Origin of the sequence: Paraburkholderia madseniana (genome assembly GCF_009690905.1) — a bacterium.
Taxonomy (GTDB): Bacteria; Pseudomonadota; Gammaproteobacteria; order Burkholderiales; family Burkholderiaceae; genus Paraburkholderia; species Paraburkholderia madseniana.
The window spans coordinates 92,276-108,464 of sequence record NZ_VOSW01000019.1 but is presented as its reverse complement, the minus strand read 5'-3'; the positions used below and the strand labels follow the sequence as shown (position 1 = coordinate 108,464).

General features: G+C 63.6%; 12 protein-coding genes. 5 read left to right on the top strand and 7 right to left on the bottom strand.

The window, feature by feature from the left end; genetic code table 11:
- Together fdhF and FSO04_RS12500 are read left to right on the top strand one after the other, a co-directional pair.
- A partial coding sequence (gene fdhF, locus FSO04_RS12505; RefSeq protein WP_154559975.1) for a formate dehydrogenase subunit alpha occupies positions 1 to 2,075 on the top strand: 2,075 nt, incomplete at its 5' end.
- A gap of 8 nt (positions 2,076 to 2,083) precedes the next feature.
- On the top strand, positions 2,084 to 2,335 hold the full coding sequence (locus FSO04_RS12500; RefSeq protein WP_154559974.1) for a formate dehydrogenase subunit delta: 252 nt from the start codon (positions 2,084 to 2,086) through the stop codon (positions 2,333 to 2,335).
- Positions 2,336 to 2,395: 60 nt separating this feature from the next.
- On the opposite strand, the gene FSO04_RS12495 is transcribed toward FSO04_RS12500, so the two are convergent.
- From FSO04_RS12495 to FSO04_RS12485, 3 genes are all read right to left on the bottom strand, one after another.
- Positions 2,396 to 4,120, bottom strand: coding sequence for an FAD-dependent monooxygenase (locus tag FSO04_RS12495; protein ID WP_154559973.1), 1,725 nt, complete (start codon positions 4,118 to 4,120; stop codon positions 2,396 to 2,398).
- Between the two features lie 68 nt (positions 4,121 to 4,188).
- Complete coding sequence (locus FSO04_RS12490; protein WP_154559981.1) at positions 4,189 to 5,268, bottom strand: cation diffusion facilitator family transporter; 1,080 nt, start codon at positions 5,266 to 5,268, stop codon at positions 4,189 to 4,191.
- A 254-nt stretch (positions 5,269 to 5,522) separates the two neighbouring features.
- Entirely contained in the window at positions 5,523 to 5,870 is a 348-nt protein-coding gene (locus tag FSO04_RS12485) for an ArsR/SmtB family transcription factor (RefSeq protein WP_233464818.1), read from the bottom strand.
- Between the two features lie 138 nt (positions 5,871 to 6,008).
- Between FSO04_RS12485 and FSO04_RS12480 the strand changes: the two genes are divergently transcribed.
- Positions 6,009 to 7,856, top strand: coding sequence for a tetratricopeptide repeat protein (locus tag FSO04_RS12480; protein WP_154559971.1), 1,848 nt, complete (start codon positions 6,009 to 6,011; stop codon positions 7,854 to 7,856).
- A gap of 104 nt (positions 7,857 to 7,960) precedes the next feature.
- Here FSO04_RS12480 and tcuC read toward each other — a convergent pair whose 3' ends face one another.
- Positions 7,961 to 9,262 carry an MFS transporter gene (tcuC, locus tag FSO04_RS12475; RefSeq protein WP_154559970.1) on the bottom strand — a complete coding sequence of 434 codons (1,302 nt, stop codon included), beginning with the start codon at positions 9,260 to 9,262 and terminating at the stop codon, positions 7,961 to 7,963.
- 310 nt (positions 9,263 to 9,572) lie between these two features.
- Between tcuC and FSO04_RS12470 the strand changes: the two genes are divergently transcribed.
- Positions 9,573 to 10,097 (top strand): GNAT family N-acetyltransferase, encoded by a 525-nt coding sequence (locus FSO04_RS12470; protein WP_154559969.1) that lies wholly within the window; start codon positions 9,573 to 9,575, stop codon positions 10,095 to 10,097.
- Positions 10,098 to 10,376: 279 nt separating this feature from the next.
- Positions 10,377 to 11,432 carry a hypothetical protein gene (locus FSO04_RS12465; protein ID WP_154559968.1) on the top strand — a complete coding sequence of 352 codons (1,056 nt, stop codon included), beginning with the start codon at positions 10,377 to 10,379 and terminating at the stop codon, positions 11,430 to 11,432.
- A gap of 119 nt (positions 11,433 to 11,551) precedes the next feature.
- Here the strand turns inward: FSO04_RS12465 and FSO04_RS12460 are convergent, their stop codons facing one another.
- The 3 genes from FSO04_RS12460 to FSO04_RS12450 all read right to left on the bottom strand — a co-directional run bounded on the left by FSO04_RS12460 (position 11,552) and on the right by FSO04_RS12450 (position 16,156).
- The gene (locus tag FSO04_RS12460) at positions 11,552 to 12,271 is read right to left on the bottom strand and encodes a DUF2968 domain-containing protein (RefSeq protein ID WP_154559967.1); all 720 of its coding nucleotides are present in this window, start codon (positions 12,269 to 12,271) and stop codon (positions 11,552 to 11,554) included.
- A gap of 479 nt (positions 12,272 to 12,750) precedes the next feature.
- On the bottom strand, positions 12,751 to 14,271 hold the full coding sequence (locus tag FSO04_RS12455; protein ID WP_154559966.1) for a gamma-glutamyl-gamma-aminobutyrate hydrolase family protein: 1,521 nt from the start codon (positions 14,269 to 14,271) through the stop codon (positions 12,751 to 12,753).
- Positions 14,272 to 14,398: 127 nt separating this feature from the next.
- Positions 14,399 to 16,156: a cation:proton antiporter gene (locus tag FSO04_RS12450; protein ID WP_154559965.1), complete on the bottom strand. Its 1,758-nt coding sequence runs from the start codon at positions 16,154 to 16,156 to the stop codon at positions 14,399 to 14,401.
- Between the last annotated feature and the right edge of the window lie 33 nt (positions 16,157 to 16,189).

Genomic DNA, 16,189 nt, shown 5'->3' with positions numbered 1-16,189 from the left:
TGCGGATGGTGCCGCACAAGAACGGCCAGGCCAACGAAGGCCACGCGTGCGTGAAGGGCCGCTTCGCCTGGGGCTACGCGACGCACAAGGACCGCATCACCAAGCCGATGATCCGCGCGAAAATCACGGATCCGTGGCGTGAAGTCAGCTGGGAAGAAGCGCTCACGTACGCGGCGTCGGAATTCCGCCGCATTCAGGCGAAGCACGGCCGCGATTCGATCGGCGGCATTACGTCGTCGCGCTGCACGAACGAAGAAACGTATCTGGTACAGAAGCTCGTGCGCGCCGCCTTCGGCAACAATAACGTCGACACCTGCGCGCGTGTTTGCCACTCGCCGACCGGCTATGGCCTTAAGACCACGCTCGGCGAATCGGCCGGCACGCAAACCTTCGCCTCGGTCGACAAGGCCGACGTCATCATGGTCATCGGCGCCAATCCGACCGACGGCCACCCGGTGTTCGGCTCGCGTATGAAGCGCCGCATCCGCGAGGGCGCGAAGCTGATCGTGGTCGATCCGCGCCGCATCGATATCGTCGATACGCCGCACGTGAAGGCCTCGCATCATCTGCAATTACGTCCGGGCACCAACGTCGCCGTGGTCAATGCCCTCGCGCATGTGATCGTGACCGAAGGCTTGCTGAACGAAGCGTTCATCGCCGAGCGCTGCGAAACGCGCGCGTTCGAGCAATGGCGTGCGTTCGTCGCCCTGCCCGAGAACGCGCCGGAAGCGACCGAGGAACTCACCGGCGTGCCCGCCGCATCCATCCGCGAAGCCGCCCGCATCTATGCCACCGGCGGCAACGCCGCGATCTATTACGGCCTCGGCGTCACCGAACACGCGCAAGGCTCGACGATGGTGATGGGTATCGCGAATCTGGCGATGGCGACCGGCAACATCGGCCGCGAAGGTGTCGGCGTGAATCCGTTGCGTGGCCAGAACAACGTGCAGGGTTCGTGCGACATGGGCTCGTTCCCGCACGAACTGCCGGGCTATCGGCATATCAGCGATTCGATCACGCGCGCGTTGTTCGAGGAAGCATGGAACGTCACGCTGCAGCCCGAACCGGGCCTGCGCATTCCGAACATGTTCGACGCCGCCGTGCACGGCACCTTCAAGGGCCTGTACTGCCAGGGCGAAGACATCGTGCAATCCGATCCGAACACGCACCACGTGTCGGCGGCATTGTCTGCGATGGAATGCATCGTCGTGCAGGACATTTTCCTCAACGAAACCGCAAAGTACGCTCACGTCCTGCTACCGGGTTCGTCGTTCCTCGAAAAGGACGGCACCTTCACCAACGCGGAACGCCGCATCTCGCGCGTGCGCAAGGTGATGCCGCCGGTGCCGGGTTACGCCGACTGGGAGGTCACGGTGATGCTCGCGCGCGCGCTCGGTTATGAAATGGACTACGCGCATCCGTCGCAGATCATGGACGAGATCGCACGTCTCACGCCGACTTTCCACGGCGTGTCGTACAGGAAGCTGGACGAGCTCGGCAGCATCCAGTGGCCGTGCAACGAGGACGCTCCAGACGGTACGCCGACCATGCACATCGACACCTTCGTGCGCGGCAAGGGCAAGTTCGTGATTACGAAGTTCATCGCAACGCCGGAAAAGGTCACGCGCAAGTTCCCGCTGCTGCTTACTACGGGCCGCATCCTGTCGCAGTACAACGTCGGCGCACAGACACGCCGCACCGAAAATTCGCGCTGGCATGACGAAGATCGTCTCGAAATCCACCCGCACGATGCGGAAGAACGCGGCATCAGGAATGACGATTGGGTCGGCATCGAATCCCGTGCCGGACAAACCGTATTGCGCGCGAAGGTGACCGAGCGGATGCAACCGGGCGTCGTCTACACGACGTTCCACTTCCCCGAATCGGGCGCGAACGTGATCACCACCGATAGCTCGGACTGGGCGACGAACTGTCCCGAGTACAAGGTGACCGCGGTGCAGGTGATGCCGGTCGAACAGCCGTCGCAATGGCAGCAGGACTATTCGCGCTTCAACACGGAGCAGCTCGATCTGCTGAAGCAGCGCGAGCTGGCCAACGCAACATCGGGTAAGTGAGGCAAGCCATGGACAATCAGAATCTGATCGACATGGCGAACCGGATCGGCGACTTTTTCGATTCGATGCCGGACCGTGAGGAAGCACTCGCCGGTATCGCCGATCATATCCGCCGCTTCTGGGAGCCGCGCATGCGGCGCGCTTTACTGGCGGCGCTCGATGAGCCGGATGCAAGCGGTATCGAAATGTCGGGCATCGTCAGGGAAGCGCTCGTCAAGCATCGTGACGGGTTGACGCCGGCGGCTGCGGCTGCGGTGTAAGCGAAGGCCGGTCAGCCAGCGGATACGACGCGCGCGAGGCGCGTTCGTGTCAGCGCCTCCTCACAGCGCCGTCTGCTCCGGTATCACGCCACCCACTGCGAACCATGCTTCGCAGTGCCGCAGCAAGCCGTGCAGGTCGGACCCCGTGCGTCCGCGCGCGCTGATGTAGCCGTCCGGCCGCACCAGATAGAACGACGGCCGCGTGCGTCCATACGATTCGGACAGCGCCGGGCCGCCCTCGCCGCTCGTATCGGTCACGCGCCAGATGCGCACCGCGCCCGGCAACAATCTCTCGACTTCCGCAGCCAGCCGCTCCAGTTCCGGGTCCGGCGGCGGTGCGTGCTTCGCGGCCGGATCGAGCGGCGTGTCGTCGACGGCCAGCGGCGGGACCAGCAGGAACAACGAGAAGAACGCCGGATCGTGCAGATCGAAAATGCAACCGACGCCCGGCGCGCGGCCAAGCGGCCCATCCACTACGTGCACCAGCGCATCCGGCGCGCGCTCGCCGGCACGCGGGCCGCCGTCGAGCAGGCGTTCGAGCGTCAGCGGACTGCGCCGATACTGGACCGACAACTCGCTGATCGTCATACGCGCCGCATCGCGCAGCGGACCGAGCGCGGCCAGCACCGGCATCACGCGCTCGCGTAGCAGCTTCAGCGGTCCATGATCGGCCTCGGCCATATGCGTGATGAAGCCCGTTTGCCGCAGCACGTCGCGTTCGATCGGATGCCGTTCACTGTGATACGTGTCGAGCAGACGGTCAGGCGCCGCGCCTTTCAGAACGCGCGCGATCTTCCAGCCCAGATTGAACGCTTCCTGAATGCCCGTGTTCATCCCTTGCGCGCCGGCCGGGCTGTGTACGTGAGCCGCATCCCCCGCGAGGAAGATGCGGCCGACGCGCAGCCGCTCCACCATTCTGCTGTTCAGATGGAAATACGACGACCATGCCAGCTCCGACACGTCGACACGTTCCCGCACGCGCCGGGTAATCAGCGCCTTGCATTCGGCGAGCGACGGCGGCGAGACGTGATTGAGTGGCGGCTCGCCGAGCACAGCGGGCGTGACCGGCGCCGGGACCGGGGTCGGTTCGACCGGATGGTCCGCAATCAGACGGTGACGGCCATGACCCATCGGAAACAGTGCGACGAGACCCTCGCCCGACGCGAAGATATGGAATTCGTCCTCGGGCCAATCGGTTTCGGCATGCACATCGGCCAGCAGGAACGTCTGTTCGAAGGTGCTGCCCGCAAAGCTCACGCCGAGCCGGTGGCGGATCGTGCTGTGCGCGCCGTCAGCCGCGATGACGTACGACGGGCGCAGGGTCTCGGTACGGCCGTCCGCGCGACGCAGCGTCACCTGAATGCTGGCGGAACCCTGCACGAACATCATCAGTTCAACGCCGCGTTCGACGGTCACGCCGAGCGTCGCGAGATGCTCCGTCAGCAACCGTTCGGTTACGGATTGATCGAGAAACAGCAGATAGGGATAGCGCGTGCGCAACGGATCGAAATCGAGGCGCGCGAGACGCATGCCATTGGAAAAAAGATTGGCGATGCGCGCGCGATGACCGAGTTCGAGAAACGGCTCAATCAGGCGGTGCTGTTCAAACAGTTCGAGCGTGCGTGCCTGAATGCCGATGGCCCGTGAATGCGGGTTCGGTTGCAGCGCTTTGTCGATCAGACGCACGGGGATGTGGGCACGCGCCAGACTCATTGCCGCGGCGAGCCCGGTCGGACCCGCCCCAACGATCAGCACCGGCGACGCATCGTGTGCGGCAGCGTCCATGCGGGACTCCGGAGACAACAGATCGTTCTAGTGTACGCCGCCGATAACCCGCTCAACGGTGCGCTGCATCAATCGTGGGGATGATCCATCGCGCATCGATGCTCGGTGGTGCCGAGATCGACTTGCAGCGTGGCGTGCTGCATCGAAAAACGTTCGCGCAGTGTGACGACGATGGCGTCGATCGACTCGTCGCCGGGATGGCCTGCCGGCATCACCAGATGCGCGCTGAGCGCATTGCCGGTGGTCGACAGCGCCCAGACGTGCAGGTCGTGCACGTCGGTGACGCCGGGCTGTTCGGCGAGATAGTCGCGGATATCCTGCAGACTGACGCCGGGCGGCACGGCGTCGAGCGCCATGCGCACCGAATCGCGCAGCAGACCCCACGTGCCAACCACCACAACCGCGACCACGAACAGGCTCATCACCGGATCGAGCCACGTCAAGTTGGTATAGAGAATCACGAGACCGCTGATCGCGACCGCGGCCGAGATGGCGGCGTCCGCGGCCATATGCAGGAACGCGCCGCGAATGTTCAGATCTTCCTTCTGGCCGCGCATGAAGAGCCACGCCGAGAAGCCGTTCACGACCACGCCGACCGCCGCGACGACGAACACCACCAGTCCCGCGACGGGTGCCGGGTTCATCAGGCGACCGATCGCCTCCGCGACGATCACGCCGCACGCGAACAGCAACAACCCCGCGTTGGCGAGCGACGCCAGGATCGACGAACTGCCGTAGCCGAAGGTATAGCGCGCCGACGGACGACGCGCGGCGAGCCACGTTGCGCCCCAGGCGAGCAGCAGGCCGAGCACGTCGGAGAGATTGTGGCCGGCGTCGGCGAGCAGCGCGGTGGAATGCGCGATCACGCCGTAGACGGCTTGAACCAGCACGATCGCTACGTTCAGCCCGACGGCGAGCGCGAAGGCACGGCCGTGGCCTGGGGCGGGTGCGTGGGCGTGGCTGTGGCCGCTGTGGCTGTGGCCAGCGTGATTGTGGGCGCTGTGGCTGTGGCCGGCGTGGCTGCCGTGGTTGTGGTCGCTGTGACTATGGTCGGCGTGACTGCCGTGGTTGTGGTCGACGTGGCTGCTATGACTGTCGGCGCTGCGGTTATGGTCCGCGCCGTGATCATGCGCGATCTGCTTACACATACCGTGCGTGCTCGCCTCGCGCTCATGCGCTTCGTGCCCCTGCGTGCCGTGCCCCTCCGTGCCGCTCCCACCTGCATCGTCGACCTCAGGACGAACCGCGCCGTGCCGAAGCTCGCCCTGATCGCGAGCATCGCCTTCCTGCCCCCCGCCCTGCGCATCTTCCCCATCGATGCCATCGAATTCCCCCTCGAGCCACACCGGCGCGTGGTCGTCCTCGCGCTCTTCGGCGGCCCGGTTCGGGGCGGTAATTTTCTTCATGACGGGTCCAAAGAAAATTCGCCGGCCGGCTCAGCGACATGCTCGAGCATGCCGGCCAGCATCGCGCTGATGTGGCGGTCGGCGGCAAGATAGAACACCTGCTTGCCCTGCCGCTCCGCGCGCACGATCCGAGCCGCGCGCAGCAGCCGCAAATGGTGGCTCACCAGCGACGGCGACAGGCCCAGCCCCTGGGCGATCGCGCCGACCGCGCGCCGCTCGTCGACGCACGCGAGCACGATGCGCAAACGCGTCGGATCGCCAAGCAGGCGAAACAGGTCGGCCAGCGGCACAATCGTCTCCACCGGGCGGTCTTCGAAACTGACAGGCGAGATAGCGGAAGCCATGGCAAGCGGCATCATTGACATACATATGAACAGGTATTCATATGTTATAGATATCGAGGTGACAGGTCAAATTGGAGGGCGGCCCGGCGAGTGTGGGAAAATGCGGCCTCTGCCTCACCCGAATGCCATCCCTCCGTCATGCAACAAGTATTTGACCGCGCTTTCGCGGCGCATCGTGACGGCCGCCTCGACGACGCCGAACGCGGCTACCGCGCGACGCTCGAGGGCAACCCCGTGCACGTCGATGCGTTGCACCTGCTGGGCGTCCTGCGCCACCAGCAGGGCCAGCACGCCGAAGCCGCCGAGCTCGTACGGCGCGCGGTGAACCTGCGCCCGGAAGACGCCGCGCTGCAGTTGAACCTCGGCAATGCGCTGAAGGCGCTCGGCCAGATCGACGACGCCATCGAACAGTTCCGCAATGCGCTTACGCTTGCGCCGTCTTTCCCGATGGCGCACTACAACCTGGGCAATGCATACGCGTCGGTGGGCCGCCACGAAGACGCCGCCGACGCCTTCGAGAAGTCGCTGCGCCTGCAACCGAACGACGCCTCGTCGCATAACAATCTGGGCAATGCATTGCACGCGCTCGGCCGGCATACGGAGGCGATCGCGTCGTTCCAGCGCGCGCTCGAACTGCGCCCTGGGCATGCGGGTGCGCTCAACAACATGGGCATGTCGCTGAACGCGCTTGACCGCGCGAACGAGGCGATCCCGCGCTTCCAGGCGGCACTGGCAGCCGAACCGCGTTTCGTCGCCGCACATTTCAATCTCGCCAATACGCTCGACGCCACCGGCCGCCACGCAGAAGCGGTCGCCTCTTTCCAGGCGGCGCTCGCCTTGCAGCCGAACCTGCCGCCCACCATCTTCGGGCTCGGCAACGCGCTCGCGGCGCTGGGACGCCATGCGCAAGCGCTGCCGTATCTCGAGCGCGCGGTGGGTCTCGATCCGCAGTTCGCGCTCGCATGGCTGAGTCTCGGCACTGCACACCAGGCACTGGGCGCGCATGCCGCGGCAGTGCGTGCCTTCGATCAGGCGCTGCGCTTGCGCCCCGATCTAGCGTCCGCGCACATGAACCGCGCGCTTGCCTGGCTCGCGTTGCGCGATTTCGCGCGCGGGCTGCCGGAATACGAATGGCGGCTGCAAACCACCGCGCAGCCGGTCATTCAGACGTTGCCGCGCTGGCATGGCGAGCCGATCGAACAACGCACGCTTCTCGTTCATGCCGAGCAGGGTTTCGGCGATACGCTGCAATTCGTCCGCTTCGTGCCACTGGCCGCGCAGCGTGCCGCGCGCGTTGTGCTCGAAGTGCAGCCGCAACTGCTGCCGCTGCTTGCACCGGCCGCGCAAGTGTGGCGCGTCACGCTGATCGCCCAGGGCACACCGCGTCCAGCGGCGGATCTGCAATGCCCGCTGCTGAGCTTGCCACTCGCGCTCGGCACAACCTACGACACGATTCCCGACCGCACGCCCTACCTCAGCGTACCTCCGGCTTACGGCCGCAAATGGCGCGGCTCGCTCGGCGGTCACGCGAAGCGCAAGATCGGCATCGCGTGGTCAGGACGCATCCAGCAGAACGAAACCCGTTCGATGCCGCTCGCCGCGCTCGCTCCGCTGTTCGCGCTCGAAGGGATCGACTGGATCGTGCTGCAACCTGAACTGGGCGCCGAGGAACACGCGGCGCTCGACGCGCATCCGCGCGCGGCGTCGATTCATCGCTTCGATAGGCGGATCGGCGATTTTGCGGATACTGCGGCGATCATCGAGCGGCTCGACGCAGTCGTGTCGATCGATACATCGATCGCTCACCTCGCCGGCGCACTGAAAAAGCCGCTATGGCTTATGCTGCCGTTCGCCGCGGATTGGCGCTGGTTCGTCGACGAGACGCGCAGTCCGTGGTATCCGGGCGCAACGCTGCTGCGCCAGCCACAGCCCGGCGCGTGGGGCGATGTGGTGGAGGCAGTGGCTCACGAATTGCGCCGCGGCTAACTGAGCCGAACTCACCGAAATCGGTCGCCGACGCAACGCTCAAGAAAAAACCCCGCGCTCGTGTGAAGCGCGGGGTTTTTGTTTGTCCGGATGAACGGCGACGCTTAAGCCGCTCGATACTGATTGCGCGACTCCGGCGTGCGATACAGCACCAGCGTCGCGATCAGCCCGCAAATCGCCGCCACGCCCAGGAACAGTCCAGGCGCTGCCTTGTTGCCAGTGGTGTGAATGAGCAACGTGGAAATGGCCGGCGTGAAGCCGCCAATCGTCGTAGCCAGACTGTAGGCCAGCGAGAAGCCGGCGGTCCGCACTTCGACCGGCATCACTTCGGTCAGCGCCACCACCATGGCCCCGTTGTAGCTGCCGTACAGGAACGACAACCACAGCTCGACCGCCAGAAGGCGAGCGAACGACGGCTCAGCGACCAGCCATTGCAGGGCCGGGTATGCGGTGATGATCGTCAGGATAGTGAACGCAATCAGCACCGGACGGCGGCCGATGCGGTCCGACAACGCGCCCGCGAGCGGCAGCCAGATCAGGTTCGACAAACCGATACAGACGGTGACGACGAGCGTATCGATCGACGACAGCTTCAGCACTTCCTTGCCGAAGGTCGGCGTGTAGGCCGTGATCATGTAGAACGACACGGTGGTCATGATGACCATGCCCATACCGCCCAGCACGATGCCCCAGTTGGCGGCCATCGTCTTCATGATCTCGCCCATGCTCGGACGATGCTTGCGCGCCTTGAATTCCTCGGTTTCCTGCAACGAACGGCGGATCAGGAACAGGAACGGCACGATCAGGCAACCGATCAGGAACGGCACGCGCCAGCCCCAGGCGGTCATCTGGTCAGCCGGCAACCACTTGTTCAGGAACACGCCGATCAGTGCGGCGAACACCACGGCAACCTGCTGGCTGCCGGACTGCCACGCGCAATAGAAGCCCTTGTTGCCCTTGGTGGCGATCTCCGACAGATAGACCGACACGCCGCCCAGTTCGACCCCGGCGGAGAAGCCTTGCAGCAGCCGGCCGCCCAGCACTAGCACGGGTGCGAGCACGCCGATGGTCGCGTAGCCTGGTATCGACGCGACCGTGAGGGTGCCGAGCGCCATCAGGCCGAGGGTAAGGATCAGGCCTTTGCGCCGGCCGTGATGGTCGATGTAAGCACCCAGCACGATTGCGCCAAGCGGCCGCATCAGGAAGCCCGCACCGAATACCGACAGCGACAGCATCAGCGAGGCGAATTCGTTACCGCTCGGGAAATAGGTCTTGGCAATCGCGGACGCGTAATAGCCGTAGACCATGAAGTCGTACATCTCAAGAAAGTTGCCGCTAACCACGCGGAAAACTGTCTTGAACTTGGATTCTTCGGATGAGGAAGCGGCGTGTGACGCGGTAGACATGACATTCTCTGATAAACCTGTCGCCACGCAGACGGGCGGCGCTCAGGCGGTTGAAACGATCCACTGCGTTCGGCAAGCGGATGCCGCGGGCAACTCAATTATTAGAACGCGCCGGGGGCGCCGCATTTTCATACTGAACACATTTGCGCGGTATCAGGGTAAACGTTGTGAAATACCCGGAACCCGCAACATGCAATGTTACCGTTCCTGGCGCTGTCGCGCATTCCATACAGTTTCATTACAGACAACATCTGCTCACCCTTGCGGTAGACTTTTCGCAGACAGGCCATTCCCGTTGACCACCATCCCGATGCAAACCTCCCACGCACTTTCACTGCGGCCTGCGACCCTCGCGGACGCGGCGCTAATCGCTTCGATCCATAGCGCCAGTTGGCAGGCCACCTATCGCGGCCTGCTGCCGGACGCGTTCCTCGACGGCGAGGTGACGCAGGAGCGCGCCGCCTATTGGGAAGCGCGCTTGCGCGCACCAGGCGGCGAGCGCCGCATCGTTCTGATCGCCGAGCTCGCGGGCGAGCCGATCGGTTTCGTCTGCGTCGAACGGCAGCCGGAGTCCGCGTGGGGTGTCTTGCTCGACAACCTGCATGCACTGCCTGCGCACCAGGGTATCGGCGCAGGCAAGCTGTTGATGCGTGCTGCCGAAGACTGGGCGCGCGCGCAAGGCGAGACGCAGTTGTATCTCTACGTGCTCGAAGGCAACACACCGGCGATCGGCTTTTATGAAAGGCAAGGCTGGCAGTTCGTCGGCGCCGAACCGGATCACATGGGCGGCGTGGATATTACTGCGTTGCGCTACGTGTACCGGCTGGATCGATGAGACTGGCGTGCCCGGTTTGATCATCGTCCAGAACTCGTCCGACTCAGGACGGACCGGCGCGTCTTTTTCGGAACAATCCGATCGTTAGTTCAGCCACTTCCTGGCATCATCTTCCGCATCCCGATGGCTTCACAGTAACCGCTCATGCGGCGGCGTGCTCGACCTGAGTACGGCGTTTCCATATGGCGTTGTGTACAGCGTTTTCATACGCATCGCTCCGAAGCCAGAGCCCCTGAGCCGCCAGCCGCGGCCCTTTTACGAGGCGCTGCGAAGAAACCGATGTCGACCACTGTCCCCCTCACCCTCATCGAAGGCTCCATGGCGCTGCCGAGCCTGTCGCCCCTGGGCCGCCTGCTGCCCCCGCCATTCGGCCGCGACTGGGCGCTGCTGCCGCCAGGACACAGTTTGCGTGCGGAGCTCAAGGCGCTCTATGCGGCCGTCTTACGTACCTTTTGTCTGGATGCGGACACCATCCGCGCGCTCTGCCAGTGGGAGTCGTGGCGCTTGCCGCCGGCTGTGTCCTCAGGCTTCACCTCGCCTGCCAGCTCAACAACCGTGTTCGACACACCGGCCGACGAATCTTTGCGAACGTCCGCCGAAGCCGTACCTTTCTCGCCGGTTCCGGCCTCGCCGCGCGGCGGGTCGTTGCATTGGCGTGCGCTAGCGGGCGGCGCCTGCGCACTCGGCGGCGCCGCGATGCTTGCCTGGATTGGGTTCGGTCATCTGGCGCAGCGTCACACGATTAGCGATGCCAAACCGGCGGGCAAGGTCCCGATCCGTCAGGAGGCGCAGTCGGCGAATCGTCACTCGCCTGATGCTGCTGTTACACCCTACGCAGTTGCTGATACTCGTCCAGCGGTGATTGCGCCGAGCGCCACGACGGAAATCGTCACGCCCGTCACGGCAACACCGGCGCGCGCTATAGCCGGTCAAAACCTATCGCGTCGCCGGGATAAGCTACGCGAAAGCGCCCCGAACCAGTATAAAAGAAGCGGCCGCAGTTCGCAGACCACCATCGCGATGCAGTCGCTAGCGCAGGTGTCACGCATCTCGCCGACGAACTACGAAGTGCCGCAGATTCCACTGTCGGCGAATCCACAACGAGCTTCACCGAAACCCTCGTCGGCGGGAGCCTACTCGCCACTCGCGCCTTCGCAACTCGGCACCGACGAATACGGATCAATGACCCTGTCAGCTCGCACACACCTGCGCGATATTGCGCCGCCATCGCGCCCTGCTTCGACGATCAATCCGCCTGAAACCGGTGGGACAGAATGGATCAATCACGTATCGCAACGTCGCGTGACCGAGGTTCCCGATGAATTCGCGAAGTAACCGCGTCGTGATTGCAAAAACGGGCCGCAAATAAACAAAACCCCACGCTCCGAAAAGCGTGGGGTTGATCAGCAGACCAAGCCCGGCCATGAATGGCCTGGTTTTTTACGCTCGTCCGCCTACTTCTGCGTTGGCAATCCGAACTCGGTCTGCCGCTGCAACTGCATCACTTCACCCTGCACCTGACGCAATTGCGCCTGCGCCTTTTCCTTTTCCGCGTGCAGCGCAACCGCCTCGCCTTGCGTCTGCCGCTGATAGTCGTTGACCTTGGCCTGCTGCGTACGCGCGACGTCGAGGTCGGCCTGTAAGCGCTTAGCACGATCTTCCGACAATGCGATGATGTCTTCGATATACGCTTTCTGCGCCTGCAACTGCGTGCGGCGAATTTCGACGTCCGCGAGTTGCGCCGTCTGCTGAACAAAACCTGCATAGACCGCTTCCGCACGACCTATGTCCTCCGACTTGATCACGCGCCAGAAATGCTTGTCTTGAAAAAGCGCGACGTAGTACGTCATTTCTTGCGGATAGAAAAACAGACTCGCGCCGTAACTACCGTTATATGTGGTGCGCAGTTCGCTCAGCCTGACGTCGTGAATCATCTCCATCAGTTCGGCGACGTTGCCTTGCGCGTCACCGGCAGTAGCCGGCGGCGTGGTTGATGCCGCACTACGCAGTGCGGCGGCGACCGGTTGCGGCGTGAGCGTATTGATGGCCGGCCGCGTGCCGACCAGAGGCGCGGTCTCGCCGCTTTGCGCCGCCAGTACGAAACCACCATGCTGCAACAGCGCACACGAGGCCGCGAGCAACATGGCGCGCCGTACAATTAAGGGGTACTTCATACGTGCATGCTCCATGCGAATCCAAAACAGCCTTGGATTATCGCGCGGATTAGTCGTTAAGCGAAGCACTCAAGCGTCGCGCTGACGGACTTTAAATCGAGATAAATCGATAGCGAATGATTCGGTCGGATGGACGTACCCGTCGCGAAATAAAAGATTTCAGATAAGACGAAAACGCAACAATTTGACTCGCGCATGACTCATGCGGACGTTTCCCAATCTGCATGGCGTTCGCGCGAATCCAACATCAAGCAGAGCTGCAATATGGAGATAGGCAGCAGCTTGATAAGCCACCGACGATGACCGGTGCATCACCCGCATAACCCGTAAAGGCCCTGATAGCGAAGCGAAGACGAACGGAAAGCCGCAGTGGGAAAACAACCTCACGGGGCGCCGCCGCCAAACATGGCGGCGGCCCGTGACAATCGTGCTTGAAAGACCGGACTCGAAACTCGAAAGCGCGGTTTAAAGGTGTGGCCTTAAAACCGCGTTTCGCGCGCCACTCGCAGGAAGGTGTCGAGCAACGGCGTGCAATCGAGCAACTCCGGACCGCCCGCGCGATGAAACTCCGGGTGCCACTGCACGCCCATCACAAACGGCGCACGCCGATAGCGCACGGCCTCGATGATGCCGTCCGACGCCGACACCGCCTCGATATTCAGATCGCGGCCGATGGTTTTGACCGCCTGATGGTGAATCGAGTTGACGATTGCCTCGCGCCGGCCCGGAAACATATTGGCCAGCGTCGAGCCGTCCGGGAAGTGAATGCCGTGCCGATGCTGATCGTAGTGCTCGTTGACGTGAGTGCCGGCGGTCGGCACTTCGGTGGCGATATCCTGGTACAAGGTGCCGCCGAACGCCACGTTGATCAACTGGCAACCGCGGCACACGCCGAGCACCGGCTTGCCCGACTCGATGAACTCATGCAGCAGTTCAAGTTCGTACATGTCGCGCACGCGGTCGCCCGGCCACTCGGGGCTCGTCGCCTGTTCCGCGTACGATTGCGGCGAGACGTCCGCGCCGCCTTGCAGCAGCAGACCGTCGAGATGCTTCGCGTAGTCGCGCAAACGGATATTGCTCGGGTGCAGCATGCCCTGATGGCCAACCGTCGGAATCATGAACACCAGCACGTCGCGCGACATCACCCAGTGCGCAATCGATTCCTCGAGGTATTGCAGCGTCTTGCCCCGCAGCCCCTTCGCACCCGGTTCCGGGTGAAAGATGCGCGCCGACACGCCGATGCGCAGCGTGCGCTGCGTGATCCGTTGGCCAGCGCGATCGAATAACTGACGCGCGCGCGCCGCGATGATGCGGCCGAACACGGTCCACGCCGAATCGCTTTGCCGCAGATAGCGCGGCGGCGACGGCGGCAACGCATTCGGCGGCGGCGGGTTCGTTGCGGTGAAGTCAGGCGCGGCGCCGAAACCCGGCGGCGGCGAGCCGGCCCGGCGGGCGGAAGCGGCCGCTTCTTGCGCTTTTTCCTCGTTTCCGGTGAGGGCAGCTTCGTCGGCCGGAGCGCTCAATTCGCCGGTGAGCGGTTCGCTGCTCTCGAGCGTGCCAGGAGGTGTGGCTGGACTCTTGTAGGCCTGTCCCGCCTTGCGTGCCGCCCGCTCGTGAACCTCGGCCTCCTGCTGTGCGGTCGACGCAGCCGCTGAACTGCGTGCTTCAGCCGCGTCGCGTTGCCGCGCCGTCTGCGCATCGGTGGGGGTGACAGTGGATGCGCTGTCAGGGTCGTCGGTCGACGATCTCGCCGCGGCCTCCCCGGCAGCCGGCAATGCAGCCGACGGCGCGACCACGTCCTTGATCGGGGACTGGATGGAATCTTCGTGGGAAAGCGGTAACGAGGCCGCCGGCTCAGGCGGCAAAACGTCGGGTTTCGACGCGCCGGGAGTTGCGCCGGACGACGTGGAAGGCCTTAAGGGCGTTGAGGACGCTGGCGTCGCCGAAGGCGACGATGGGCTGCCGGGCTTACCGGTGTTTTCAGGTTTGTTTTCGCTCATGACAGTCAGACAGGCCCCTTCCACGCGAACGAATGAATATGCCCTGATTATCCGCTAGCGCGGCAAGCCCGGCAAACCCGCACACAATTACTCACATTGTTGCGGTTCATAACGCAGGTCGTCCAACTCAGGGATCCGGCTGTTCTTCGAACGTTTCGCGCAGAGCGATCTGCATCGCCGCATGGATTTTCACGCACCAGCGCCACACCAGCGCCAGCAGTAGCGCAGCGCACACCAGCACCACAGTCAGGAGACCCGTCGGCGGCAAGATGCTGCTGGAGAGCGCCGCGACCAGCAGAAACACGCCGACCATCGAGACCACCGGCACCAGGTCGGAGATCGCGTAACGAATCGCACTGGTGAAGCGCCCCGCTGTCGCCGGCTGCACGCTCACCTCGGCGAGCAACAACGCAAGCGACTTGGTCTTGCGATAGACCGCGACCAGGAACGGCATCGACAGCACCAGCGCGATGCTCCACAGCACGACGCGCTGCATCGGCTCGGAATTCATCCACTGCCCGAGCAAGGTGCTGGTATAAGGCGCGCTATACGACACGATCAGGAAGATCGCCGCGACCAGCGCGAGATTGACGGCAATCTGCAAAATGATCCGCCGCGTCATGCTGAACAGCGTCGGCTCGCCGGTTCCCGTGCTCAAACTACGCAGCCACTGCCCGTACATGCCGAACACGTTGACGAGCGTGCGTGGCATCGCCTGCCCGAGACGCTGCGTCAGCGGATCGGCGGCACGAATCAGGTAAGGCGTGAAAAGCGTGGTCAAAGCGGAGACGGCCACCGCTATCGGATACAGAAACGCGCTCGTCACCTTCAAGGTCAAACCGAGCGACGCAATGATGAACGAGAACTCGCCGATCTGCGAAACGGTCATGCCGACCCGCATCGCCGTGCGCCCATCCTTGCCCGCGAGAAAAGTGCCGAGCCCGCACGACACGATCTTGCCGACGATCACCGCCACCGTAATCACCGCAATCGGCCAGGCATAGTCGACCAGCACGGCCGGGTTCAGCATCAGGCCGATCGTCACGAAGAAGATCGCGGAAAAGGCGTCGCGCAGTGGCGCGATCAGGTGCTCGATCCGATGCAGATGGCGCGACTCGGCCATGATCGCGCCGATCAGGAAAGCGCCAAGCGCAATGCTGTAATCGAGCTTCACCACCAGCAGACAGAAGCCGAAGCAGAAGCCGAGCACCGACACCAGCAGCATTTCGTCGCTCTTGGCGCGCGCCACGTAGTTCAGCGCGCGCGGCACGACCAGAATGCCCACCACTAACGACACCGTCATGAAGAGCAGCAACTTGCCGAGCGTCACGACGGCGACACCCGCGCTCAACTGCCCTGTCTGCGCAATGCCGGAGAGCAGCACCAGCATCGCGATGGCGAGAATATCCTCGACGATCAGAATCCCGAACACCAGTTGCGCGAAGCCCTCGCGCTTCAGGCCCAGCTCGGAGAGCGCCTTGACGATGATGGTCGTCGACGAGATCGCGAGAATCGCGCCGAGGAACAGCGAGTCCATCGAACTCCAGCCGAACGCGCTGCCGATCTCATAGCCGATCCAAAGCATCAGCACGATTTCGGAGAGCGCCGCGACGATCGCCGTCGCGCCGACCTTGAACAGCTTGCGCAGGCTGAATTCGAGTCCGAGCGAAAACATCAGGAACACCACGCCGAGTTCACCGAGCGTCTGGATGGTCTGCTCGTCGTGAATCAGTTGGAACGGCGGCGTGTACGGCCCGATGATCACGCCCGCGGCGATGTAGCCCAGCACCACCGGCTGCTTCAGGCGATGGAACAGCACGGTGACGACGCCGGCAAGCGCCATCACGACCGCCAGATCCTGAATGAAGCCGATGCCATGATGCATTGATGCGTCCCTTACAAAAAGTAATGTCTCAAA